General features: G+C 38.8%; 26 protein-coding genes. 25 read left to right on the top strand and 1 reads right to left on the bottom strand.

What is annotated here, in order from left to right; genetic code table 11:
• Positions 1-9: 9 nt before the first annotated feature.
• The 16 genes from remA to spoVM all read left to right on the top strand — a co-directional run bounded on the left by remA (position 10) and on the right by spoVM (position 14,451).
• Positions 10-273 carry an extracellular matrix/biofilm regulator RemA gene (gene remA, locus K9B36_RS01790; protein WP_223700974.1) on the top strand — a complete coding sequence of 88 codons (264 nt, stop codon included), beginning with the start codon at positions 10-12 and terminating at the stop codon, positions 271-273.
• 13 nt (positions 274-286) lie between these two features.
• Entirely contained in the window at positions 287-901 is a 615-nt protein-coding gene (gene gmk, locus K9B36_RS01785; protein WP_223700285.1) for a guanylate kinase, read from the top strand.
• A gap of 1 nt (position 902) precedes the next feature.
• Positions 903-1,136: a DNA-directed RNA polymerase subunit omega gene (gene rpoZ / locus K9B36_RS01780; protein WP_223700284.1), complete on the top strand. Its 234-nt coding sequence runs from the start codon at positions 903-905 to the stop codon at positions 1,134-1,136.
• Positions 1,137-1,373: 237 nt separating this feature from the next.
• Positions 1,374-2,591: a bifunctional phosphopantothenoylcysteine decarboxylase/phosphopantothenate--cysteine ligase CoaBC gene (gene coaBC / locus K9B36_RS01775; protein ID WP_223700283.1), complete on the top strand. Its 1,218-nt coding sequence runs from the start codon at positions 1,374-1,376 to the stop codon at positions 2,589-2,591.
• Positions 2,588-4,996, top strand: a complete 2,409-nt coding sequence (priA, locus tag K9B36_RS01770) for a primosomal protein N' (RefSeq protein ID WP_223700282.1) — start codon at positions 2,588-2,590, stop codon at positions 4,994-4,996. Before coaBC ends, priA begins: the two co-directional genes overlap by 4 nt.
• Before the next feature lie 18 nt (positions 4,997-5,014).
• The gene (gene def, locus K9B36_RS01765; RefSeq protein ID WP_223700281.1) at positions 5,015-5,488 is read left to right on the top strand and encodes a peptide deformylase; all 474 of its coding nucleotides are present in this window, start codon (positions 5,015-5,017) and stop codon (positions 5,486-5,488) included.
• A 5-nt stretch (positions 5,489-5,493) separates the two neighbouring features.
• On the top strand, positions 5,494-6,438 hold the full coding sequence (fmt, locus tag K9B36_RS01760; protein ID WP_223700280.1) for a methionyl-tRNA formyltransferase: 945 nt from the start codon (positions 5,494-5,496) through the stop codon (positions 6,436-6,438).
• Between the two features lies 1 nt (position 6,439).
• Complete coding sequence (gene rsmB, locus K9B36_RS01755; protein ID WP_223700279.1) at positions 6,440-7,780, top strand: 16S rRNA (cytosine(967)-C(5))-methyltransferase RsmB; 1,341 nt, start codon at positions 6,440-6,442, stop codon at positions 7,778-7,780.
• Positions 7,781-7,782: 2 nt separating this feature from the next.
• Positions 7,783-8,874: a 23S rRNA (adenine(2503)-C(2))-methyltransferase RlmN gene (rlmN, locus tag K9B36_RS01750; protein ID WP_223700278.1), complete on the top strand. Its 1,092-nt coding sequence runs from the start codon at positions 7,783-7,785 to the stop codon at positions 8,872-8,874.
• 2 nt (positions 8,875-8,876) lie between these two features.
• A complete protein-coding gene (locus K9B36_RS01745) occupies positions 8,877-9,632 on the top strand; it encodes a Stp1/IreP family PP2C-type Ser/Thr phosphatase (RefSeq protein WP_223700973.1) in 756 nt (251 codons plus the stop codon).
• A gap of 5 nt (positions 9,633-9,637) precedes the next feature.
• Positions 9,638-11,599, top strand: a complete 1,962-nt coding sequence (gene pknB / locus K9B36_RS01740) for a Stk1 family PASTA domain-containing Ser/Thr kinase (protein WP_223700972.1) — start codon at positions 9,638-9,640, stop codon at positions 11,597-11,599.
• Positions 11,600-11,806: 207 nt separating this feature from the next.
• On the top strand, positions 11,807-12,685 hold the full coding sequence (rsgA, locus tag K9B36_RS01735) for a ribosome small subunit-dependent GTPase A (RefSeq protein WP_223700277.1): 879 nt from the start codon (positions 11,807-11,809) through the stop codon (positions 12,683-12,685).
• A 1-nt stretch (position 12,686) separates the two neighbouring features.
• A complete protein-coding gene (gene rpe, locus K9B36_RS01730) occupies positions 12,687-13,340 on the top strand; it encodes a ribulose-phosphate 3-epimerase (protein WP_223700276.1) in 654 nt (217 codons plus the stop codon).
• 49 nt (positions 13,341-13,389) lie between these two features.
• A complete protein-coding gene (locus tag K9B36_RS01725; protein ID WP_223700275.1) occupies positions 13,390-13,566 on the top strand; it encodes a hypothetical protein in 177 nt (58 codons plus the stop codon).
• 70 nt (positions 13,567-13,636) lie between these two features.
• Positions 13,637-14,278 carry a thiamine diphosphokinase gene (locus K9B36_RS01720; RefSeq protein WP_223700274.1) on the top strand — a complete coding sequence of 214 codons (642 nt, stop codon included), beginning with the start codon at positions 13,637-13,639 and terminating at the stop codon, positions 14,276-14,278.
• A 92-nt stretch (positions 14,279-14,370) separates the two neighbouring features.
• Positions 14,371-14,451, top strand: a complete 81-nt coding sequence (spoVM, locus tag K9B36_RS01715; RefSeq protein WP_060665857.1) for a stage V sporulation protein SpoVM — start codon at positions 14,371-14,373, stop codon at positions 14,449-14,451.
• Positions 14,452-14,720: 269 nt separating this feature from the next.
• Here the strand turns inward: spoVM and rpmB are convergent, their stop codons facing one another.
• Positions 14,721-14,909 (bottom strand): 50S ribosomal protein L28, encoded by a 189-nt coding sequence (gene rpmB / locus K9B36_RS01710; protein WP_223700273.1) that lies wholly within the window; start codon positions 14,907-14,909, stop codon positions 14,721-14,723.
• 343 nt (positions 14,910-15,252) lie between these two features.
• Between rpmB and K9B36_RS01705 the strand changes: the two genes are divergently transcribed.
• The 9 genes from K9B36_RS01705 (at position 15,253) to fabG (ending at position 24,527) form a co-directional block, all read left to right on the top strand.
• The gene (locus K9B36_RS01705; RefSeq protein ID WP_223700272.1) at positions 15,253-15,615 is read left to right on the top strand and encodes an Asp23/Gls24 family envelope stress response protein; all 363 of its coding nucleotides are present in this window, start codon (positions 15,253-15,255) and stop codon (positions 15,613-15,615) included.
• Positions 15,616-15,631: 16 nt separating this feature from the next.
• The gene (locus K9B36_RS01700) at positions 15,632-17,308 is read left to right on the top strand and encodes a DAK2 domain-containing protein (RefSeq protein WP_223700271.1); all 1,677 of its coding nucleotides are present in this window, start codon (positions 15,632-15,634) and stop codon (positions 17,306-17,308) included.
• A 114-nt stretch (positions 17,309-17,422) separates the two neighbouring features.
• Positions 17,423-18,085, top strand: a complete 663-nt coding sequence (gene sdaAB / locus K9B36_RS01695; protein WP_223700270.1) for an L-serine ammonia-lyase, iron-sulfur-dependent subunit beta — start codon at positions 17,423-17,425, stop codon at positions 18,083-18,085.
• A gap of 54 nt (positions 18,086-18,139) precedes the next feature.
• A complete protein-coding gene (gene sdaAA, locus K9B36_RS01690) occupies positions 18,140-19,027 on the top strand; it encodes an L-serine ammonia-lyase, iron-sulfur-dependent, subunit alpha (RefSeq protein ID WP_223700269.1) in 888 nt (295 codons plus the stop codon).
• Positions 19,020-21,068, top strand: a complete 2,049-nt coding sequence (gene recG, locus K9B36_RS01685) for an ATP-dependent DNA helicase RecG (protein ID WP_223700971.1) — start codon at positions 19,020-19,022, stop codon at positions 21,066-21,068. The genes sdaAA and recG overlap by 8 nt, the downstream gene beginning before the upstream one ends.
• Before the next feature lie 162 nt (positions 21,069-21,230).
• A complete protein-coding gene (gene fapR, locus K9B36_RS01680) occupies positions 21,231-21,797 on the top strand; it encodes a transcription factor FapR (protein ID WP_223700268.1) in 567 nt (188 codons plus the stop codon).
• 21 nt (positions 21,798-21,818) lie between these two features.
• Positions 21,819-22,838, top strand: a complete 1,020-nt coding sequence (gene plsX, locus K9B36_RS01675; protein WP_223700267.1) for a phosphate acyltransferase PlsX — start codon at positions 21,819-21,821, stop codon at positions 22,836-22,838.
• On the top strand, positions 22,838-23,794 hold the full coding sequence (gene fabD / locus K9B36_RS01670) for an ACP S-malonyltransferase (RefSeq protein WP_223700266.1): 957 nt from the start codon (positions 22,838-22,840) through the stop codon (positions 23,792-23,794). The genes plsX and fabD overlap by 1 nt, the downstream gene beginning before the upstream one ends.
• The gene (fabG, locus tag K9B36_RS01665; RefSeq protein WP_223700265.1) at positions 23,787-24,527 is read left to right on the top strand and encodes a 3-oxoacyl-[acyl-carrier-protein] reductase; all 741 of its coding nucleotides are present in this window, start codon (positions 23,787-23,789) and stop codon (positions 24,525-24,527) included. The genes fabD and fabG overlap by 8 nt, the downstream gene beginning before the upstream one ends.
• The last annotated feature ends 81 nt before the right edge of the window (positions 24,528-24,608 follow it).

The following is a 24,608-nucleotide window of genomic DNA, read 5'->3' as shown; positions in this document are numbered from 1 at the left end:
GAGGTGGAAATCGTGATTAAGTTAATTAATATTGGCTTCGGGAATATTGTTTCTGCAAACCGTATCATATCTATCGTAAGCCCTGAATCTGCCCCGATAAAAAGGATTATCCAGGACGCCAGAGACCAAGGGATGCTAATAGATGCAACCTATGGAAGACGAACAAGAGCAGTTCTTATTATGGACAGCGATCATGTTATATTGTCAGCGGTACAACCAGAGACTGTAGCGCAGCGACTTGTAAATAAAGATGATATGTCTGATGAAGGGTAGGTATAAACAATAGATGAGAGATAGAGGATTATTAATCGTACTTTCCGGTCCATCTGGGGTTGGGAAAGGAACAGTGCGGAAAGCTTTATTTTCAAAAGAAGATGTGAGCTTGCATTATTCCATTTCCATGACTACTAGAAGTCCTCGCGCAGGCGAAGTGGATGCAACGGATTATTTTTTTAAATCCAGAGAAGAGTTTGAAAAACTTATCGAGAAAGATAAATTTATCGAATGGGCAGAATATGTCGGGAATTATTACGGCACACCAGTTGATTATGTAGAACAATGCCTGACAGAAGGGAAAGATGTTTTTCTAGAAATAGAAGTTCAGGGTGCCATACAGGTAAAAAGCAAATTCCCTGAAGGAGTATTCATCTTCTTAATGCCACCGAGCCTTTCAGAATTAAAAAACAGAATTACTACTAGAGGCACAGAAACTGAAGATCTTATAAACAATAGAATGACAGTAGCAAAAGAAGAAATCGAAATGATGGACGCTTATGATTATGTTGTTGAAAACGACCAAGTCGATTTAGCTTGCGATCGCATCCAAGCAATTGTTCAAGCAGAACATTGTAAAAGAACACGACTACGCGAAAAATATAAAATGATGCTGGAGGCTGAATAATATGTTATATCCGTCTATAGATTCCTTAATGCAAAAGCTTGATTCAAAATATACCCTTGTAACGGTGTCTGCTAGACGCGCCCGTGAACTCCAAGTGGTAAACGATCAGATGCTAGAAGAAACAGTATCCTATAAATTTGTGGGAAAAGCGTTAGAAGAAATTGATGCTGGTTTATTATCAGCTAAAACGATTAAAACAGCTGAAAGAAGCGAAGGAATTCTTAATCACAAGTAAAAATAACAACCTAGAAATAGGTTGTTATTTTTTTAATAGTTGACTGTGTTATACACCGCTGTTAATTTCAAAATAGACATGTGTGGCGAGAGAAAGTTTGCGGGGTCTATGGCTTCCCGTTTCTACCCGGTTCAGTCCGAGTCAAAAAAAGCACAATTATCAGCACTCAACTTTAACAGAGCCTACTAGTTAAGGTTGTAATGAGCCTAGTTAAATGAAAAGTCGGGGGATAGTGAAATGCTTTTAACAAATAAAAAAATCCTTTTATGTGTAACTGGTGGTATTGCTGTCTATAAAGCGGTTGCACTTACTAGTAAACTTGTCCAACAAGGGGCAGAAGTTAAGGTAATTATGAGTCAATCCGCTTGTAAATTTGTAACTCCATTATCTTTTCAAGCTTTATCACGAAATGAAGTGTTTACTGATACATTTGAAGAAAAAAACCCTTCTGTAATTTCGCATATCGACCTTGCAGACTGGGCTGACATAATTTTAGTTGTACCAGCAACAGCAAATGTAATTGGGAAATTGGCCAATGGATTAGCTGATGACATGGTAACAACAACCCTTCTTGCTTCCACTGCACCTGTCTTTATTGCACCTGCAATGAATGTTCATATGATTAGTCATCCAGCTGTTGTAAACAATATGAATCGTTTAGCAGACTATGGCTATCGTTTTATTGAACCTGGTGAAGGCTTTTTAGCATGCGGTTATGTAGGAAAAGGTCGACTAGAAGAACCAGAAGCGATAGTGAGTGCAATTATTAATTATTTTTCAACACAAAATAAAGAACCTAAACTTCTTAAAGGAATAAATATTCTAGTAACTGCAGGTCCAACTGTCGAAAAGGTAGATCCTGTCCGATATTTCACTAACAAGTCTACTGGGAAAATGGGATACGCCATTGCAGAAGTGGCAACTGAGTTTGGGGCAAATGTTACCTTAATTTCTGGTCCTACCTCCCTCCAAAGCCCGAAAGGTGTTCATACGATAAGAGTTGAGTCTGCTAAGGAAATGTATGATGTTGTATTAGAAAATTACGATCAATGTGAAGTTGTAATCAAATCAGCAGCTGTTGCTGACTATCGTCCTAAAAATGTTTCAGAAATTAAAATAAAAAAACAAGCTGGAGATCAGGCAATAGAAATGGAGCGCACGCAAGATATTCTGAAAGAGTTGGGAGAAAGAAAAACGCAACAGATTCTTGTGGGGTTTGCAGCAGAAACAAATAACGTAAAAGAATATGCTTTAAATAAACTCAAGAAAAAAAACCTTGATTACATTGTGGCAAATGACGTAACAGTGGCTGGAGCAGGTTTTGGAACAGATACCAACATTGTGACGATATACCGCAAAGATGAGACAAACAGAAAGCTCCCGTTGATGACTAAAAGAGAGGTAGCGGCAGCATTATTACAGGAAATAGCTTCATACATAGAGGGTAAGGCATGACTTACGCAAGTGTCATAGTAGATGTACCGGCGAAGCAGACGGATCGTGCATTTGATTATGAAATCCCTGAAAAATGGGAAGGGTTCCTTCAACCGGGAATGAGAGTGATTGTGCCCTTTGGTCCTCGGCATATTCAGGGCTTTGTTGTTAGTATCAAAAATACAACTTCAGTAAACAAGACAAAAAAAATATCCTCATTAATTGATATAACACCGATTTTAACTAAGGAGCTCCTTTTACTGGCAGGCTGGGTTAGGGATCATACTTTATGCTTTACCATTTCTGCTTTTCAAGCAATGCTGCCTGCTGCTTTAAAGGCAAAGTACGAAAAATGGCTTATTGCCAAGAATCTGGAACTTGTTCCTGCTGAGCTGGCATTATTTTTCCAAAATTCAAATAGGGTTCGTTTTGGTGATATAGAAGGAACCGGTCATTTTAAATTAATCAAGCAGTTAATAGAGGATAATGTTTTAGAAGTTTACTATGAGGTAAAAGATAAGCTATCAAAAAAAACTATACGCATTGTTCGTCCTAACCGTTCGCAGGAAGAACTTATAAAGGCGAAGGATCAGCTCTCAAACCGTGCTGCAGCTCAACATAAGCTTCTCGATTATTTTATTGCTACTAAAAGAGAACAGGCTGTTAAAAAGAATCTGTTAGAAGAATTGCAAATTGGAACGAGTGCCATTAGCGCGTTGGTGAAAATGAGATTGCTACAGGAAGCAGACGAAGAAATCTATCGAGATCCTTATGAAAACAGAAGCTTTAAACAATCAGAAAATCTAGCCTTAACACCACAGCAACAAGCAACCATTTCTCCAATTCTCCACTCTATTGAAAAGGGTAAACATGATGGATATGTTATGTTTGGTGTCACAGGAAGTGGGAAAACGGAAGTTTATATGCAAGCGGTTGATGCTGTATTAAAAAAAGGAAAAGAAGCGATTGTTCTAGTCCCGGAAATATCGTTAACACCGCAAATGGTAAACCGCTTCAAATCCAGATTCGGATCGGATGTAGCTGTTATGCACAGCGGGTTGGGTATGGGTGAAAAATATGACGAGTGGCGAAAAATACATCGTAAAGAAGTGAAAGTTGTTGTAGGGGCAAGATCTGCTATTTTTGCTCCATTTGAAAATATCGGTATTATCATTATTGATGAAGAACATGAAACAAGCTACAAGCAGGAAGATACCCCTCGCTATCATGCAAGGGACATCGCAATTCAAAGAGGAAAATATCATCAATGTCCGGTAGTGTTAGGAAGTGCTACTCCGTCACTTGAAACGTTCGCAAGAGCATCCAAAGGAGTATACCAACTTTTAACCATGGATAAGAGGATGAGCGACCAAGGAATGCCAAAAGTTGAAATTGTAGATATGAGAGAAGAACTTAGAGAGGGAAACCGTTCCATGTTCTCAAGGGACCTCCTAGAAAAGCTCCACATCCGCTTAGATAAAGGAGAACAGTCTGTTCTTTTTCTTAACAAACGTGGCTATTCTTCTTTTGTTATGTGTCGAGATTGCGGCTATGTTGTTGAATGTCCTCACTGTGATATTTCCTTAACCTATCATCGTATTTCCAATAATTTAAAGTGCCATTATTGTGGGTATGAAGAAAAAGTTCACGAGACATGTCCTTCCTGCGATAGTGAACATTTTCGTTTTTTTGGAACCGGAACACAAAAGGTGGAGGAAGAACTGACAAAACTAATACCTGATGCCCGAGTAATAAGAATGGATGTTGATACAACATCCAAAAAAGGCTCCCACGAAAAGCTTCTACAACAATTTGGAGATCAAAAGGCAGATATCTTATTAGGAACCCAAATGATTGCCAAAGGTCTTGATTTTCCAATGGTGACACTAGTAGGAGTGCTTACAGCGGATACGATGCTTAACATCCCGGACTTTCGATCCTCAGAAAAAACTTTTCAGTTGCTTACACAAGTGAGTGGGCGGGCAGGTAGACACCTACTCGCAGGAGAAGTAGTCATTCAAACTTACAGCCCAGAGCATTATAGTGTAGAATTAGCAAGTACCCATGATTACCTCTCTTTTTATCAAAAAGAAATGCAACTAAGGAAAGCACATCAATATCCGCCTTTTTATTATCTGGCTCTTGTTACCGTTACACATCAGGAGCTAACTAAAGTAGTCGATGTAACAGAAAAAATCACTAATTTTCTTGGAATGCAATTGTCTAAAGAAGCGGTTATATTAGGGCCTGTATCTTCCCCTATTGCGCGTATTAAAGATAAATACAGGTATCAATGTATCGTTAAATATAAAAAAGAACCTAATCTCCATGAAGCGTTAAAAACAATCGTGGAAAAATACCAAGCACAAATGGATCAGGAAAAACTTTCCATTCATATAGATTTGAACCCTTACATGTTAATGTAATGGATGGAGGAAGAGAAATTGTCAATTTTAAAGATTGTAGAGTACCCGGCAACAGTGCTGGAACAAAAATGCGAAACAGTTATTACCTTTGATAAAAAACTTAACCAGTTATTGAATAGTATGTACGAAACCATGGTAGAAGCAGATGGAGTTGGTCTTGCTGCCCCACAAATTGGGATAGCGAAACAAATCGCTATTGTAGAAGTGGATGAGCGAAAAGGGAAAATCGAACTTATTAATCCTGAAATAATAGTGGAGGACGGAGAGCAGATTGGACCAGAAGGATGTCTAAGTTTTCCAGGGTTATATGGGGAAGTTAGACGCTCGTATTACGTGAAAGTTCGTGCCCAAAACCGTAAAGGAAAATGGTATGAGGCAGAGGCCACTGGTTTTCTTGCACGGGCCATACAGCACGAAATTGATCATTTAAATGGAGTTTTATTTACATCTAAAGTCTTGAACTATTTAGAAGAAGAAGAGTTAGAAGGGTGATTTATATGAAACGAATAGTGTTTATGGGGACACCTGATTTTGCTGTCCCAGTTCTTCAACAGATAATCCAAGATGGCTATGAGGTTATCGCAGTGGTGACTCAGCCGGATCGACCAAAAGGGCGAAAAAAAGTATTAACGGCACCTCCTGTTAAAATAGAAGCAGAAAAACATGGAATACCTGTATTTCAGCCGGAAAAGATAAGAGAAAAGTCGGAATACGAAAAAATCACTTCTTTAAAGCCTGATCTTATTGTGACGGCAGCTTTCGGACAGATTCTACCGAACCCTCTGTTGGATTCACCCAAATATGGATGTATAAATGTCCATGCTTCTCTATTACCAAAACTAAGAGGTGGGGCGCCAATTCACTATGCTATTATGCAAGGAGAAAAGAAAACAGGCGTGACGATTATGTATATGGTGGAGAAACTAGATGCAGGAGACATTTTAACGCAAGTGGAAGTAAATATTACCGAAAAGGATCATGTGGGATCTCTTCATAATAAATTAAGTGAGGCAGGTTCGTTATTGCTATCCCAAACACTTCCGCTATTATTTGAAGGAAAACTTACACCTATTAAGCAAATTTCAGATGATGCTACATTTGCTGGCAATATTAAAAGAGAACAGGAAAAGATCGATTGGAACAAAACCGGAGAAGAAATCTATAACCAAATTAGGGGCTTACATCCATGGCCGGTTGCTTATACTAATTTAGAAGGACAAGTAATGAAGGTTTGGTGGGGTGAAAAGGTTGAGAAGGATAGCACTGCATCGCCAGGGACGATTATTGGAAAAGAAGAAGATGGATTCCTTGTGAAAACTGGTAATACTATAAGTATTAAAATTACCGACCTTCAACTTGCCGGTAAAAAAAGAATGACTGGAACACAATTTTTAAATGGTGCAGGAGCTTCATTATCCGAGGGCACAAAGCTAGGAGAATAAAATGAAAAACGTGAGAGAACTTGCTTTAGAAGCGCTACTGAATATTGAAAAAAAGCAAGCCTATAGTAATTTACTTATAAACAATTATTTGGATTCCGGAAAGTTAAGCAAAAAAGATGCCGGTCTTTTTACCGAAATGGTGTATGGAACTATCCAACGCTCCATGACGTTAGATTATTATTTGACACCATATTTGGAGAAACAAAAGAAACTGCAGGATTGGGTAAGGGTATTGCTTCGTTTAACACTATACCAAATGGTTTATCTTGATAAGGTTCCCGAGAGAGCAGCAATCTTTGAAGCGGTGGAAATTGCTAAAAAGCAAGGTCATAAAGGGGTCGCTTCTGTAGTGAATGGTGTTCTAAGGTCCATTCAACGTCAAGGTTTACCAAACCTTGAAGAGTTAGAAAACGATTTGGACAGAATCTCAATCGCGACTAGCCATCCTCGTTGGCTGGTTGAAAAATGGATAGAACAATACGGTGTAGAAAATACAGAACGAATGTGTGAAATGAATCTTGTTCCTCCAAGTCAAACCGTTCGGGTAAATACAGCAAAGGCCACAGTTGAAGAAGTGATTTCCATGCTGAGAACTCAAGGTTTTGATGTGGACAAGGGAGATCTTGCTGAAGATAGCATCGTATCCAACAAAGGCAACCTGGCATTTTCAAATGCATATAAAAATGGGTACATTACAATTCAAGACGAAAGCTCCATGCTTGTTGCAAGAACATTGGGTGTAACAGAAGGAGATACTGTTTTTGATAGTTGTGCAGCCCCTGGAGGAAAATCCACTCATATTGCAGAACTTTTAAAGGGTACAGGGACAGTTTTTTCAACAGATTTACACGAGCATAAAATCAGGTTAATAAAAGAACAAGCAACGCGACTAAATCTTCCCAATATTAAAGTGCAGACGTTAGATAGCCGAAAAGCACAGGAAGTTTTTGAAATAGAACAATTTGATAGGGTACTGGTTGATGCCCCATGCTCCGGTTTTGGAGTAATTCGTAGAAAACCGGATTTAAAGTTCACGAAAACTATGGAGGATGTGAAACAGTTAGCCTCGGTTCAGTTATCGATCTTAGAACAAGTTGCACCTTTAGTAAAAAAAGGTGGAACTTTAGTGTATAGTACATGTACAATTGATAAAGAAGAAAATACAGAAGTTGTAAAAGCTTTCTTAGAAAATAACCCAGACTATAAGATAGATTTCAACATAAAAGATTTATTGCCAGCTAGTCTGGAGACCTATATAAAAGATGGGATGCTCCAGCTCTTGCCACACTATTTTGGTACAGATGGATTTTTTATTGTTAGACTAAAAAGGCAGGTGCTATAAAGATGGAACAAAAAACAACATCCGTGAGTAAAAAAGAAGCAACAACAAGTAAACCATCCATCTATTCTCTTCAAATGCATGAACTTGAAGCATGGTTAATTAGTATTGGAGAAAAGAAATTCAGGACAACCCAAATTTTTGAATGGCTTTACAAGAAAAGAGTAACAACCTTTGAAGAAATGTCCAACTTATCAAAATCTCTACGTGATAAATTGGAAGAAACCTACACCATAACTACGCTCAAGACGATTGTCCAACAAACGTCAGCAGATGGGACAATGAAGTTTTTATTTGAACTACATGACGGTTATTCCATTGAAACGGTACTAATGAAACATGAATATGGAAACTCTGTATGTGTGACCACTCAGGTAGGATGCCGGATTGGTTGTACATTCTGTGCATCTACACTAGGCGGGTTAAAACGTAATCTAGAAGCGGGAGAAATCGTAGCACAAGTCGTTAAAGTACAGCAAGCGGTTGATGAGCTAGAAGAACGCGTCAGTCATGTTGTGATCATGGGTATTGGAGAACCTTTTGATAACTATGATGAAATGTTAAGCTTCCTGAAAATCATTAACCATGATCAAGCTCTTAACATTGGTGCTAGACATATTACTGTTTCTACAAGTGGTATTATTCCGAAGATTTATAAATTCGCGGATGAAAATATGCAGATTAATTTTGCAATTTCCCTGCATGCTCCAAACACGGAAATACGTTCCCGACTTATGCCAATAAACAAAGCATATAAACTTCCTGATCTGATGGAATCTATTCATTATTATATAAAGAAAACAGGTAGAAGAGTAAGCTTTGAATATGGCTTGTTTGGTGGAGTAAATGATCAAGTAGAGCATGCCGAAGAATTGGCCAAGCTTGTAAAAGGTATAAAGTGTCATATAAATCTCATTCCAGTAAATTATGTACCGGAACGTGATTACGTAAGAACACCAAAGGAACAAATAAACTTATTTGAAAAAACCTTAAAAGATCTAGGTGTTAATGTAACAGTACGTCGTGAGCAAGGGCATGATATTGATGCTGCATGTGGCCAACTGCGTGCGAAGGAGCGAAAAGAAGAGACGAGGTGACAGTGTTGAAGGTCTTTTTAACAGATAAAGGGAGAGTTCGTTCGCATAATGAAGACAACGGGGGAATTTTTGTTAATAAAGATGGAACCGTATTAGCGGTTGTTTGTGATGGAATGGGGGGGCATCAAGCTGGTGATGTTGCCAGTGAGAAAGCTGTTTCACACATTAAGGCAATGTGGGAGGAGTCAGAAAATGTCTCTTCTCCTGAGCCTGCAGAAGTTTGGTTTAAGACTTATATAAACCATATCAACCAACATTTATTTGAGCATGCAAATAAACACAAGGAATGCCAAGGGATGGGAACAACGATTGTTGCGGCTATACTTGGAGATTCTTTTATTACGATTGCCCATGTAGGGGATAGCAGAATCTATCTCATTACAAACGGGGAAGCGAAACAACTTACTGAGGACCAAACTTTTGTTAATGAGTTAGTGAAAAGCGGCCAAATATCGAAAGAGGATGCAGAACATCATCCTAGAAAAAATGTAATACTACAAGCATTAGGGACAGAAAATACCGTTAAAGTTGATTTGAAAACTATTACATATGATGATGCAGGCTATCTTTTACTTTGTTCAGATGGGTTAAGTAACAAAGTGTATGCAACCGAATTAGTGGATGTATTAGCTAAAGGTAAAGCGCCATTATCTGCAAAAGCTAAAGAGTTAATCGATCGAGCAAATCAGTATGGCGGAGAAGATAACATCACAGTTGCCATTTTGGAATTATCTGTCACCGAAGACGAGAGTGGGTGATATTTTTGTTAATTGGCAAAAGATTAAACGGGCGATATAAAATCCGTGAAGTCATTGGCGGCGGTGGAATGGCAAATGTCTACCTTGCACATGATGTGATATTAGACCGTGATGTAGCGGTAAAGGTACTACGTCTAGATTTTGCAAATGACGAAGAATTTATACGCCGCTTTAGAAGAGAAGCACAATCTGCAACTAGTTTAGATCACCCGAATATTGTCAGTATTTATGATATTGGGGAAGAAGAAGACATTTATTATATCGTGATGGAACATGTTTCAGGTAAAACATTAAAGCAATATATCCAGCAGTATGCTCCAATAGAGCAGTATAACACTGTGGAAATAATGAAACAGCTAACATCAGCGATTGCCCACGCGCATGAAAATGGTATTATCCACAGGGATATAAAACCACAGAATATTTTAATAGACGATTATGGCACAATTAAAGTAACAGATTTTGGAATTGCGATGGCTTTAAGTTCTACCACGATAACACAGACTAACTCCCTCTTAGGTTCGGTGCACTATTTATCACCCGAACAAGCCAGAGGAAGCTTAGCGACCAAAAAATCGGATGTTTATGCATTAGGAATTGTTATGTTTGAAATGCTAACTGGGAGGTTACCTTTTTCAGGCGAATCTGCCGTTTCAATTGCTTTAAAACATCTTCAGTCCGAAACGCCATCTCCAAAAAGATGGAATCCAGCGATCCCACAAAGCCTTGAGAATGTTGTATTAAAATCAATGGCGAAGGATCCATTTCATCGCTACGAAAGTGTGGAAGAAATCTCGGAAGACTTGGAGACTGTACTTAACCCGAATAGAATAGACGAACCTAAGTTCGTCATTCCTGATAATGATGAAGAGGCAACAAAAGCAATTCCTATCATTAAGGGGGATCTATCCAAGCATCTTATGAAGGAATCTGGTGCAGATCACAGGCCTGTAGATACAAAAAATCCTGAGGAAAAAGAACCTCCAAAAAAGAAAAAGAAAAAATGGCTTGTTGCTGTATTTATATTTTTATTTCTGCTAATAGGGGGAATAGCTGCGGCATTTACGATCCTTCCACCAATTCTGTTACCTCAAGACATTACAGTACCGGATGTTACAAATATGGAGTATGATGCTGCTGTTGAAGAACTAACCACCACTGGCTTTATTATAACGGCGACAGAAGACGAACCGAGTGAAGACATCGAACAAGGTCATGTAATTAGAACCTGGCCAGAGGCTGGTAAGGTTAGAAAAGAAGGCTCAGAGATCACGATTTACCGAAGTGCAGGAAAAGAACCTATAGAAGTGGAAGATTATACTTCGCTTCAAATTAATGATGCTATAAATAGAGTGAACTTAGAGAATTACAAAGATTATGAAGTGGTGGATGAGATTTTTTCTGAGGACGATCCTGAAGGGACTATTATTAGACAAGATCCTTCTCCAGGTGATTTGGTTATCCCTGATGAAACTGTTATTACCTTTGTGGTTTCAAAAGGTTCAAGTCCAATTTCTTTGGATAACTACCAGGGTTCTTCGTTAGAATTCGCTCAAAGACATCTGGCTACACTGGGCATTGAGATTGAAACCGTGGAGGAATACAGCCCGGACGTATCTGCTGGAAATATAATTAAACAAGATCCTGCACCGGATTCTCAAGTGAAAAAGGGTGCTACGATCAAGTTGATTGTTTCAAAAGGACCTCAACCAGAAGATAAAGTAGTTGATATTCCGCTTGAAGTGACATATGAACCGTCAGAAGAAGGTGTCGAACAAAAAGTTGAACTTTATATAGAAGACTTAAATAATAATATGGAATCTCCAGAAGAAACCTATATTATTACAGATGATCTTATTACAGAATTCACGATAACTGTTCCATATAAACAACAAGCTAAATATGAAGTTTTTGTTGATGGAGAAAAAGTGGAGTCTGTTACGATAAACTATGATGATCTTGATTAATTAAGCTCTTTTCGTAAAGATTGTTGCTGTAAGCCCGTAAAAAATCGGCAATTGGATTTTTTACTCTCCTATCCACACAAAATTAAGAGGATTCTATTAAGTTAAACAGGAAAAGAGCACGACATCAACGATAGTAACGTGTTATATCAACTTACGTAAAAGCAACAATCAATGCGAAAACAGCCATTAATTACAAGGAGTGAGAGTATGCCAGAAGGAAAGATTGTCAAAGCACTGAGTGGTTTTTATTATGTTTTGACAGCGGATGGCCTTATAACCCAATGTAGAGGCAGAGGAATATTTCGTAAAAATAAAATCAACCCTCTTGTTGGGGACTCGGTTGTTTTTCAAGCGGATAATGACCGGGAAGGGTATATTCTCGAGGTATTACCGAGAAAAAACGAGTTGGTTCGCCCTCCTATTGCAAATATTGACCAAGCTATTTTAGTCTTCTCAGCAATGGAACCTGAGTTCAGCACTGCACTTTTAGACAGGTTTTTGGTGCTAGTAGAATCAAAAGAAGTGACACCTCTCATCTGTATTTCTAAAATGGACTTGATAGATCAGGATGAAAAACTCAACTTCTTTGCTGAATATTATCGTAAAATAGGCTACGAAGTAATATTAATTTCTACAAAAGATCCAGAAGGATTAAAGGAGATTTTACCCTATCTAAAAGATCGAACTTCTGTGATAGCAGGGCAGTCTGGTGTAGGTAAATCTTCGCTATTGAATGTGTTGCGCCCAGAATTGGCATTAAAGACAAATGATATCTCCACTCATCTTGGTCGAGGTAAGCATACAACACGTCATGTAGAGCTTATAGAAATCAATGATGGATTTGTTGCAGATACTCCAGGATTTAGTTCGCTTGAATTTCAAGAAATGGAAGCAGAAGAAGTGAAAGAGTGTTTTCCTGAGTTCGTTCATATTAGTGATCAATGTAAATTTAGAGAATGCACCCATCTAAAGGAACCTAAATGTGCTGTGAAAGACGCTGTAGAAACAGAAAAGATTGCAGCCTTCCGTTATAAGCACTATGTTTCATTTGTAGAAGAAATAAAAGATAGAAAGCCGAGGTATTAGGATGATTAAAATAGCCCCTTCTATCCTAAGCGCAGATTTTGCTAATCTACAAAAGGATATACAAGAAGTCGATCAGGGTGGTGCTGATTATATCCATATCGATGTGATGGACGGTCATTTTGTTCCCAATATCACAATCGGTCCATTAATTGTAGAAGCAATTCGGCCAATTACTACTCTGCCTTTGGATGTTCATTTAATGATTGAGGACCCGGATCGTTACATCTCTGCCTTCGCGAAGGCAGGAGCAGATATTATCTCTGTTCATGTAGAGGCATGTCGTCATCTGCATCGCACAGTTCAACTTATAAAATCCGAAGGGGTGAAAGCGGGTGTTGTTATAAATCCTGCTACTCCTGTGGAGAGTATTATCCCGATACTAGATGAGGTAGACTTAGTTTTATTAATGACAGTGAATCCTGGTTTTGGTGGGCAAGCATTTATTCATAATGTACTCTCTAAAATTAGACAAGTTCGATCACTTATTAATGAAAAAGGACTTTCTGTAGAAGTGGAGGTAGATGGTGGAGTTAATCCAGAAACTGCTCGTCTTTGTGTAGAGGCAGGGGCGAATGTTTTGGTAGCTGGGTCCGCGATCTACCAGAAAACTGATCGGAAGGAAGCTATATCTTCTATTCGCGGGAACTTGTCATAAACAGGTAACGAAGGTGGAATGCTAAAGAAAAAGTTATGGAGGTAAGAGAATGAACATAACAAAGGATGACTTGGCGATTCTAGAACAGGCGCTGCAATCCGCTTTAGCCAATAGCACAGACTATCAGGAAATCAGCATGTATGAACAGGTGCTTGAAAAATTTCACCAACAACATAAAGCAAGAGCCGATGGCTTTCGCTATGACTACGATGATTCAAATATATAAAGAAAGGTCTTCATTATGAAGGCTTTTTTTCTGTGTTTAAAAGTAAAGTTTAAAAAGGAGTAATATTATAATGATAATACATATAGTAGCAGGTGGCCCTGTAGAATATATACCAGAACTTCGGAAGGTGCACCAAGATAATGTTGTATGGGTTGGTGTTGATCGAGGAGTTCACTATCTATTAGAAGAAAATATAACACCATTTAAAGCATTTGGAGATTTTGATTCGGTTACAGAGGTAGAACTTTCCGAGATGAAAAGTAGGTTAAAAGATATTAATATTTTTCCAAGTGAAAAAAATGAAACCGATACAGAGATTGCAATGAATTGGGCAATAAAACAGAAGCCTACAAGTATCGTCCTGTTTGGTGTTACGGGAGGAAGGCTGGATCATTTTTTAGGAAATGTTCAACTTTTAATAAAAGGAATAGAATCAGGAATACCGATAAAAATATGTGACAAACAAAATCTTTTATACTTAAAGCAAGAAGGTGTGTATTCATTTAAAAAAAGGCAGGATTACCCTTACATATCATTCCTTCCTGTGACAGCAACAGTTACGGCTCTTACACTGGAGGGGGTAAAGTATCCTCTAAAAAACAGGAATATTAAGTGGGGAGACACACTATGTATAAGTAATGAACTTGATAATGAAATTGGTACTTTTTCATTTAAGGACGGCATATTAATGGTGATAAGGAGCCGTGATTAATTATTATTACTTTATATTTTAGCGGGTCTGCACACTAGTACGTAATTAATCATTTATTAATAGTGGTAAAAAGTGCTGAGGAGGGAAAGGGAATGAAATTTTATACAATAAAGTTACCAAGATTTTTGGGTGGAATCATTCGTGCGATGTTAGGTTCGTTTAAAAAAGAGTAGAGCACCTTTAAGAGGTGCTTTTTTAATAGAAGTGGCCCAACAGGCATAAGGCTATGGTAATACCGTTGTTGATTTTAGCATTCGGGCCGGTGCCTGAGCCTCATTGGCTAAGCCTTCTGAGTATTGAGCTTGCCGATGGAAAAACGGCCTAGTCACGCCTAACTCCAATCAACAACTAGTACAACATTACATGTTGTTTGTTTTACACAAGTAATTAATAAAAGTAAAAAGCGACAGGAGATTCCTGTCGCTTTTGTATGTGCGTATAATTATACGCGCTCTACTTTACCTGATTTTAAAGCTCTAGCTGAAACGTATACACGCTTTGGCTTACCATCTACTAAGATGCGTACTTTTTGTAGGTTTGCACCCCAAGTACGTCTTGTAGAATTCATTGCGTGTGAACGAGCATTACCAGTGCTAGTTTTCTTACCAGTGATTACACATTTACGTGCCATATTCGATTCCCTCCCAACTACAAAGAAACATCAGTCAATATTTTCATTTTAGTGTCAGAATAACCGTGTAAGTATCCTTCATTCTAATGAAGCAGGTGCTTATATGGTCTTCTATTTTTAAAAATAAACAGTTGAAAATACTTATATAATTTAACATACAACCGTGCACTTTGCAATAGTTCAAATGAAAGCTTTCAAGAAAAAAGCCTTGACATACATGTTTTCAGGAGTCAGTATAATAATAGTATTGTTACAATAATAATCGCCTGCTTTAAAAAACCTATAAATTATAGTAAAATTAGCAAGTAGACAAGGAGACAAACCAATCGAAGGGGGAAGCATTATGTCCATCGAACTAAAAACATCTTATGGTCAAATAGATATTTCTAATGATGTAGTAGCAACAATTGCAGGTGGAGCGGCTATAGATTGCTACGGAATTATAGGAATGGCTTCAAAAAACCAAATAAAAGATGGGTTATCAGAAATTCTTCGAAAAGAAAATTTCACAAAAGGTGTCATTGTTCGTCAGGAAGAAGATCAGCTACATATTGATATGTACATTATTGTAAGTTACGGAACCAAAATTTCTGAAGTCGCTCATAATGTACAAACTAAAGTAAAATATACCCTTAATCAAATGCTCGGTCTTTCCGTTGAATCATTAAATATTTATGTACAGGGAGTTCGAGTTACGAACCCGTAATAAGGAGGAAAATTTAGTGTCAGTTAAAGTTCTAAATGGGAAACGTTTTGCACAAATGGTTATCCAAGGTGCAAATCATTTATCTAACAACGCTAAGACTGTAGATGCGTTGAACGTGTTTCCGGTTCCAGATGGGGATACGGGAACAAATATGAACCTTTCTATAACTTCTGGAGCGAAGGAAGTTAAGAACAATGTTTCGGAACATATTGGAAAGGTCGGTTCTGCTCTGGCTAAAGGTTTACTTATGGGTGCAAGAGGTAACTCAGGAGTAATACTTTCACAGTTATTCCGTGGATTCTCTAAGCATATCGAATCAAAAGCGACAATCACCAGTGCTGATTTTGCTCAAGCATTAGAAGCAGGGGTGCAAACTGCTTATAAAGCAGTTATGAAGCCCGTCGAAGGTACTATCCTTACAGTAGCAAAAGATGCAGCAAAGAAAGCGATTGCTGTAGCTAAAAGTGAAGAAGATATAATAGTGCTAATGGAGGAAACGTTAAAAGAAGCGAATGCTTCCTTAAAACGCACACCTGATCTTTTACCAGTGTTAAAAGAGGTAGGGGTAGTAGATAGTGGTGGACAAGGTCTTGTATACATTTATGAAGGATTCTTAGCAGAACTTAAAGGGCAAAGAATTGAAGACATCGTACCTACGACAACGATGAATGAATTAGTAAGTGCAGAACACCATAAAAATATCCATTCTTCCATTAATACAGAAGATATTGAGTTTGGTTACTGTACAGAGTTTATGGTTAAATTCGAAGAGGATAAATTAAAGGAATCACCCTTCACAGAAGAAAACTTCCGTAATGAACTATCTGAATTCGGAGATTCTCTTTTAGTTATTGCAGATGAAGAGCTTGTTAAGGTACATATCCATGCAGAACAGCCTGGTGATGTACTAACTTATGGACAACGCTATGGCAGCCTAATCAATATGAAAATTGAAAACATGCGCGAACAGCATAGTAATCTTCTGTTTCAGGAGGAAGATTATCCAACAGTTACACCAGAGGTCCCTAAGAAACGCGAAAAGTTTGGTATCATCACGGTAGCAATGGGCGAAGGGATCGCAGAAATGTTTAGAAGCATCGGGGCAAAAGCCGTGATTGAAGGCGGTCAAACAATGAACCCGAGTACAGAAGATATTTTAAAAGCAATTGCCGAAGTAAATGCAGATAATGTTATCATTCTGCCTAATAATAGCAATATTGTGATGGCTGCAAAACAAGCTGCTGAAGTTGCGGAACAAAACGTTGCTGTTGTTGAAAGTAAAACAGTTCCCCAAGGTATGGCTGCAATTTTAGCTTTTAATCCCACAGGCGAGCTAGATGAAAACGAAGAGACAATGAGAGAAGCCCTAAAAACAGTAAAGACAGGTCAAATTACCTTTGCTGTTAGAGACACGAATATCGATGGCATTGAAATCCAAAAAGATGATTTTATGGGAATTTTCGATGGGAAAATCGTTCTTACAAGCAAGGATAAGAGACAGGCAGCTAAAGATTTGATGAAGAACATGATGGATGAGGACTCTGAAATACTGACTGTCATTTATGGCGAAGATGTCACAGAGTCAGAAGTCAATGAGCTAGTTCAGGAACTTGAGGAGACTTATCCTGATGCAGAAGTAGAAGTGCATAACGGGAAACAGCCGCTATACTCCTATATTTTCTCGATTGAATAAAGAGCTGCTTGTACTTTAAATAAAAGCAACTAAAGAAGGGTTTTTCATACCCTTCTTTTGTATGTTGTAAAATAGATTATTTTGTTATAATTGTAGTGAAGGGGAGTGGGGAAAATGAAATATAAAAGTGTATTTGATATAATTGGTCCCGTTATGATTGGCCCTTCTAGTTCTCATACAGCAGGTGCTGCTAGAATTGGTCGTGTTGCAAGAAGCTTATTTGGAAGACAGCCAAAATGGGCAAACATTTCTTTCTATGGTTCATTTGCTAAAACCTACAAAGGTCACGGCACAGATGTAGCAATCGTCGGTGGTTTATTGGACTATGATACTTTTGATGAAAGAATCAAAACTTCGATGAGTATAGCAGAATCTCTGGATATAAAAATCACTTTTCAGATAGAAGAAGCTATTACCGACCATCCCAACACTGCAAAGGTGATGATTGGCGATGATGACGGAGAATTAGAATTGGTTGGAATCTCTATCGGTGGAGGTAAAATCGAAATTACTCAATTAAATGGCTTTGACCTTGGATTATCCGGGAATCATCCAGCACTTTTAGTTGTTCATGATGATCGATACGGTGCGATAGCAGCAGTTGCGAATATACTTGCTAAGTTCACAATAAATATTGGTCATATGGAGGTTTCTCGTAAGGAAAAAGGGAAACAAGCTTTAATGACCATTGAAGTAGATCAAAATATTGATGATGCTGTGATAGCTGAGCTCTCGGCACTGCCTCATATTACACAAGTTACCAAAATAGTAGATTAATTTATAGAATAAATATGATAACGCTTTCATGCTGTTGTCGAAGGGGGAAAGCAGATGTTTCGAAATGTTGCTGAATTGGTAGAAATAGCGGAAAGTAGCAATAAAAAGATATCTGAAATAATGATAGAGCAAGAGATGGAGTTTACCGGTAAAAGCCGGGAGGACATTATTGCACAAATGGATAAAAATCTTGAAGTGATGGAACAGGCAGTAGAACGCGGAATGCAAGGAGTTAAATCTGTTTCAGGTTTAACTGGAGGAGATGCAGTGCTGCTGCAAAAGTATATTGAAACAGGCAAGTCCTTGACGGGAAAGAATATCTTAGATGCAGTGAGTAAGGCTGTTGCTACAAACGAGGTCAATGCTGCTATGGGAACAATCTGTGCAACACCTACCGCTGGATCAGCCGGAGTAGTTCCTGGAACTCTTTTTGCAGTCAAGGAAGTGCTTAATCCCACCCGTGAAGAGATGATAAATTTCTTATTTACATCTGGTGCGTTTGGTTTTGTTGTAGCAAATAATGCCTCCATTTCCGGAGCGGCAGGTGGCTGCCAGGCCGAAGTTGGTTCAGCGTCGGGTATGGCTGCAGCTGCAATCGTTGAAATCGCCGGCGGAACTCCTAATCAAAGTGCACATGCTATGGCCATAACACTTAAAAACATGTTAGGATTAGTGTGCGATCCAGTTGCAGGCTTAGTGGAGGTTCCATGTGTTAAACGAAACGCAATGGGTGCTGCCAATGCAATGGTCGCTGCAGATATGGCTCTTGCAGGGATAACAAGTAGGATTCCTTGTGATGAAGTAATTGATGCTATGTATAAGATTGGTCAAACGATGCCAACTGCACTTAAAGAAACGGCACAAGGAGGGTTGGCGGCAACACCAACGGGTCGTGAATTAGAGGCGAAAATCTTTGGTGTTACCTTACAAAAAGGTGAATAAATTATCTGAAACTGCCATTACAAATATTAAAGGAATTGGGGAAGAAACTGCTAATTCTCTTTATGCTATGGGGATAGAGTCTGTTGAAGACCTTCTCATGCATTTTCCATATAGATATGAAGATTATCAGCTTCAGGATATTTCAGAGGCAAAACATGAGGAAAGAATAACTGTAGAAGGGAAGGTTCATGGTGAGCCTTCTCTTATGTATTATGGGAAAAAGAAATCCAGGTTAACTTTTCGCGTGTATGTAGGCCAGTTCTTAGTAAAGGCGGTCTGTTTTAATCGGCCATTTTATAAAAATAAACTTTCGATTAATGATACGATTACATTAACAGGAAAATGGGATCAAAACCGTCAAATGATTACGGTCCTTGAAATCCATTTTGGCTCTTTTACGAAAGAAAATGAAATCGAGCCTGTTTATTCTGTAAAAGGCAGTATCACTGTGAAGCAAATGAGAAAATTCATCAGTCTTGCACTTAAAGGCTATGGGGAACAGGTAGAAAGCGTCCTGCCTTCCACTCTTTTGGAAAGGTATAAACTACCTTCAAAAAAAGAATCATTAATAGCATTACATACTCCTGTTAACCAGACGATGCTTAAGCATGCGAGGCGCTATTTTGTCTATGAGGAGTTTTTGCTGTTTCAATTAAAAATGCAAGCATTGCGAAAATATAAAAGAGAGCACTCGAAAGGAATTTCTCACAATTACTCAGAAGAAGAGTTAAATAGGTTTGTTGCTCGTCTTCCATTTCCTTTGACTGGGGCACAAAATCGTGTGTTAAAAGAGATAGTAGGAGATCTCACTTCCCCTTATCGGATGAATCGACTATTGCAAGGAGACGTTGGGTCAGGGAAAACGGTGGTAGCAGCAATCAGCTTATACGCTTCCTACCTTTCCGGATTTCAAGGAGCACTTATGGTACCAACAGAGATCCTAGCAGAACAACATGCACAGTCATTAACAACTCTTTTTGCAGAAACTCCCTTAAAGATAGATCTTTTGACTAGTTCTGTAAAAGGGAAAAAACGAAGAGAGCTTTTAAGTAATCTTGCAGAAGGGAAAATTGATATTCTCGTAGGAACTCATGCCTTAATACAAGAAGAAGTGAATTTTTCTTCACTGGGACTGGTTATCACGGACGAACAGCATCGTTTTGGTGTAGCGCAAAGACGTGTATTGCGGGAAAAAGGGGAGAGTCCTGATGTTTTATTTATGACAGCTACACCTATCCCCCGAACGCTTGCCATAACAGCTTTTGGAGAAATGGATGTCTCTGTTATTGACGAAATGCCTGCCGGAAGAAAAGCGATTGAAACTTATTGGGCAAAGCATCAAATGATCGATCGGGTCCTTGGATTTGTAGAAAAGGAATTACAAAAGGGAAGACAAGCCTACATCATTTGTCCGCTTATTGAAGAGTCAGAAAAGCTAGACTTTCAAAATGCGATTGATGTTCATACTATGTTAACCGACTACTACCAGGGCAAATGGAAGATAGGATTAATGCATGGTCGACTCCATTCAGAGGAAAAGGAAAAGATTATGTTGGATTTTAGTGAAAACCAAGTTCAGGTATTAGTCTCGACAACTGTAGTGGAAGTGGGGGTTAATGTCCCTAATGCAACAATGATGGTAATTTATGACGCCGAACGTTTTGGACTCTCACAACTTCATCAGTTAAGAGGAAGAGTTGGACGAGGAAGTGAACAATCCTATTGTATCTTGCTTGCAGATCCCAAGTCTGAAGTAGGAAAAGAACGGATGAAAATAATGACCGAAACGACTGATGGTTTTGTGTTATCTGAAAAAGATCTGGAGCTAAGAGGACCAGGTGATTTTTTCGGTAAAAAGCAAAGTGGTGTCCCTGAGTTCAAAGTAGCAGATATGGTTCATGACTACAGAGCGCTAGAGGTGGCTAGGCAAGATGCCTATGAGATGCTTCATTCCACAAGTTTTTGGAAAGAGCCCCAGTATGAAGGTCTTAGAATGATGATAGAGGAATCAGGTGTATTAGATGGCGAAAAGCTGGACTAATTAAAAGAGAAGCGTGGCTGATTATAAGTCCGCTTCTTTATTTATGCAATCCATTATACATTTTAATTTGCATTTCATAAGGTTATGTCTTGCAAAATGTACCTCTCCTATATATACTACTGTTAGTACCTAGTCATAATAGTTCGGATGGTGTGGAAAAGTATGAAAAGAAATAAAAAGGACCGTCAATATTCATTAAAAGATAAAATTAAAGAGAATCCTTTTATAACGGATGAAGAATTGGCGGAGTTCTTTCAGGTAAGCATACAGACAATCAGGTTAGATCGATTGGAATTGAGTATTCCTGAATTAAGAGAAAGAATAAAAAGTGTTGCTACACAAACGCTCGAAAAAGAAGTTCGTTCCTTGCCTATTGAGGAAGTAATAGGTGAAATTATAGATTTAGAGCTTGACCAAAGTGCAATTTCCATCTTTGATGTCCAAAAAGAACACGTTTTTAAACGAAATCAGATTACACGAGGACACCACTTGTTTGCACAAGCGAACTCTCTGGCTGTTGCCGTAATCAATGATGAGCTAGCACTAACGGCAAAAGCGACTATCCGTTTTACCAGACCTGTAAAACTAGGAGAGAGAATAGTGGCAAAAGCGGTGGTTAGCAAGGTTGATAAAGAAAAAGGCAGAACAACAGTAGAGGTGAAAAGTACAGTTGGAAGTGAAAAGGTCTTTCACGGAGAATTTGAAATGTTCCGCTCTACAAGTTATTAATCACAAAGGTAGGTAGTAAAGATGAAAATAGCAATTGATGCAATGGGCGGTGACAATGCACCTAAGTCGATCGTCGAAGGAGTCATGAAATCGGTAGAGAAATATTCCGATCTAACTTTTACATTAATTGGAGACGAAAAAAAGATCCGCCCTTACTTAACGAATGATAAAAATATTACTATTATACATACAGAAGAAGTTATATCTGGTGACGAAGAACCGGTCAAGGCAGTGCGACGCAAAAAAAACTCTTCAATGGTTCTGATGGCCAAGGAAGTAAAAGATGGTAACGCAGATGCGTGTATCTCAGCCGGAAATACCGGGGCTTTGATGACAGCAGGCCTTTTAATAGTAGGGAGAATTAAAGGAATTGAAAGACCGGCCCTCTCCCCCACATTTCCCACAATAGACGGAAATGGATTCTTAATGCTTGACGTGGGTGCAAATGTGGATGCGAAGCCAGAACACTTGTTGCAATATGCACTAATGGGGTCTATCTATTCCGAGAAAGTGCGTGGTGTTAAATCCCCGAGAGTAGGATTATTGAATGTCGGAACAGAAGATAACAAAGGTAACGAACTAACAAAAGCGGCGTTTGAGCTAATCCAAAAGTCAGGGGCCGTTCAGTTTATCGGAAATGTCGAAGCGCGTGACCTATTAAACGGTGTTGCAGATGTTGTAGTGACAGACGGGTTTACTGGTAATGTAACCTTAAAGGCTATTGAAGGTACAGCACTTTCGGTTTTTGCCATGCTAAAAGAGGCCTTAACAAGCGATATGAAAAGCAAGCTAGCGGCTGCGGTATTAAAGCCAAAGTTTAAAACAATTAAAAATAAGATGGACTACTCTGAATACGGAGGAGCTGCATTGTTCGGATTAAAAGCACCGGTTGTAAAAGCCCACGGTTCCTCCGATGCTACCGCGGTATTTAATTCGATCCGTCAAACAAGAGAAATGTTGCAAACCGGTATGGTTGATGCTATTTCAAAAACGATGGAAAATACGGTGTATGTCACTAAAGTCGAGGATGGGGGAGAATAATGGGGAAAGTTGCTTTTGTTTTTCCAGGTCAAGGATCGCAAAGTGTAGGGATGGGGCAAGAATTAGCAAAAGAATACAAAAATGTAGCAGCTATAATTAATAAAGCAGATCAAAAACTGGGCTTTAATTTATCTTCGCTCATGTTTGAAGGGCCGCAAGAAGAATTAACATTGACGTACAATGCGCAGCCTGCTCTTTTAACAACGAGTATTTCTATATTACAACAACTCACTGAAGCAGAAATCGTCCCCGATTATGTTGCAGGACATAGCCTGGGGGAATATTCCGCATTAGTTGCCGCAAATGCAATGAGCTTTGAAGATGCAGTGTATGCGGTGCACTTGCGTGGTAAATTTATGGAAGAAGCGGTCCCTGCTGGAGAAGGTACAATGGCTGCCGTGCTCGGACTAGATGAGGCAACCTTAAAAGAAGTAACAGAACTCATAACCCGTGAGGTAGCACCAGTGCAACTGGCAAACTTAAACTGTCCGGGACAAATTGTTATATCCGGCTCTGTAGAAGGAGTTAAAGCAGCGTCAGAGAAAGCCAAAGAAAAAGGCGCCAAACGTGTGATTCCATTAGTCGTTAGTGGACCATTTCATTCTAGTTTAATGAAACCGGCAGCTCAAAAGCTTTCTGAAGCACTTGCCAACTGTAATATCCAGGATACACGCATCCCCGTTATCGCAAATGTTGATGCACAAGCCATGCAAACATCAAGTGAAATGTGTGAAAAATTGGTCAAGCAATTATACTCACCTGTGCGTTGGGAACAGTCAGTCGAAAAAATGATCGAACTTGGTGTAGATACTTTTATTGAAGTAGGACCTGGAAAAGTATTATCAGGGCTAATCAAAAAGATTAATAGAAAAGTTACTACAATTCCAGTATATGACTTGGAGTCGTTGCAAAAAGTAAAAGATCATTTCGGTTTGGAGGGGAAAGAAAATGCTTAAAGGAAAAACAGCGGTTATCACTGGAGCTTCGCGTGGAATTGGCCGTGCGATTGCCCTGGAACTTGCAGAGCAAGGGGCCAATATTGTAGTCAATTACTCCGGCAGTGAAGCAAAAGCCCATGAAGTCGTGGAAGCTATTAAAGGAATAGGTGGAGATGCAATAGCCTTTCAAGCAAATGTAGCAAACATGGATGAAGTGCAGGCTTTGATAAAGGAAAGCATCACACGATTTGGAACGATTGATATACTTGTAAACAATGCAGGGATTACAAGAGATAATCTTCTTATGCGTATGAAAGAAGAGGAATGGGATGATGTTATTAACATCAATCTAAAAGGTGTCTTTAACGCAACTAAAGCTGTAACACGGCAAATGATGAAACAACGCTCAGGCAGAATCATTAATATTGCTTCCATCGTTGGTGTAAGTGGTAATCCTGGTCAAGCGAACTATGTGGCTGCCAAAGCGGGGGTAATTGGGTTAACGAAAACTACAGCTCGAGAGCTTGCAACCCGACATATTACGGCGAATGCTATTGCTCCTGGATTTATCACCACTGACATGACTGAAAAGCTTTCTGAAGAAGTGAAAACAGAAATGTTAAAACAGATCCCTCTAGCCCGCTTTGGAGAAGCCAAAGACATCGCGTCAGTTGTCAGTTTCCTGGCTTCAGACAAAAGTTCTTATATTACCGGACAAACCATCCATGTTGACGGTGGAATGGTAATGTAAATAGAAAGCGAAGCAGCTCTTTTTAGCTTTGAGAGAAAATAAAAAACAATCTAGTTTTTTTAGATGAGTTTCTCTATAATA

The sequence above is a fragment of the Sutcliffiella deserti genome (genome assembly GCF_020037475.1).
Classification (GTDB): Bacteria; Bacillota; Bacilli; order Bacillales; family Bacillaceae_I; genus Sutcliffiella_A; species Sutcliffiella_A deserti.
Note: the sequence above shows the minus strand (reverse complement) of the source record. Positions and strands in the feature narration are given on the sequence as shown.

Coding starts and splice junctions, on each gene's coding strand:
- sdaAA (WP_223700269.1), top strand. CDS start 18,140: ATGTTTCGAAATGTTGCTGAATTGGTAGAAATAGCGGAAAGTAGCAAT.
- rpmB (WP_223700273.1), bottom strand. CDS start 14,909: ATGGCACGTAAATGTGTAATCACTGGTAAGAAAACTAGCACTGGTAAT.
- coaBC (WP_223700283.1), top strand. CDS start 1,374: ATGCTTTTAACAAATAAAAAAATCCTTTTATGTGTAACTGGTGGTATT.
- rpoZ (WP_223700284.1), top strand. CDS start 903: ATGTTATATCCGTCTATAGATTCCTTAATGCAAAAGCTTGATTCAAAA.
- rpe (WP_223700276.1), top strand. CDS start 12,687: ATGATTAAAATAGCCCCTTCTATCCTAAGCGCAGATTTTGCTAATCTA.
- rlmN (WP_223700278.1), top strand. CDS start 7,783: ATGGAACAAAAAACAACATCCGTGAGTAAAAAAGAAGCAACAACAAGT.
- rsgA (WP_223700277.1), top strand. CDS start 11,807: ATGCCAGAAGGAAAGATTGTCAAAGCACTGAGTGGTTTTTATTATGTT.
- fabD (WP_223700266.1), top strand. CDS start 22,838: ATGGGGAAAGTTGCTTTTGTTTTTCCAGGTCAAGGATCGCAAAGTGTA.
- sdaAB (WP_223700270.1), top strand. CDS start 17,423: ATGAAATATAAAAGTGTATTTGATATAATTGGTCCCGTTATGATTGGC.
- rsmB (WP_223700279.1), top strand. CDS start 6,440: ATGAAAAACGTGAGAGAACTTGCTTTAGAAGCGCTACTGAATATTGAA.
- K9B36_RS01705 (WP_223700272.1), top strand. CDS start 15,253: ATGTCCATCGAACTAAAAACATCTTATGGTCAAATAGATATTTCTAAT.
- spoVM (WP_060665857.1), top strand. CDS start 14,371: ATGAAATTTTATACAATAAAGTTACCAAGATTTTTGGGTGGAATCATT.
- plsX (WP_223700267.1), top strand. CDS start 21,819: ATGAAAATAGCAATTGATGCAATGGGCGGTGACAATGCACCTAAGTCG.
- K9B36_RS01720 (WP_223700274.1), top strand. CDS start 13,637: ATGATAATACATATAGTAGCAGGTGGCCCTGTAGAATATATACCAGAA.
- K9B36_RS01725 (WP_223700275.1), top strand. CDS start 13,390: ATGAACATAACAAAGGATGACTTGGCGATTCTAGAACAGGCGCTGCAA.
- gmk (WP_223700285.1), top strand. CDS start 287: ATGAGAGATAGAGGATTATTAATCGTACTTTCCGGTCCATCTGGGGTT.
- fabG (WP_223700265.1), top strand. CDS start 23,787: ATGCTTAAAGGAAAAACAGCGGTTATCACTGGAGCTTCGCGTGGAATT.
- priA (WP_223700282.1), top strand. CDS start 2,588: ATGACTTACGCAAGTGTCATAGTAGATGTACCGGCGAAGCAGACGGAT.
- fapR (WP_223700268.1), top strand. CDS start 21,231: ATGAAAAGAAATAAAAAGGACCGTCAATATTCATTAAAAGATAAAATT.
- fmt (WP_223700280.1), top strand. CDS start 5,494: ATGAAACGAATAGTGTTTATGGGGACACCTGATTTTGCTGTCCCAGTT.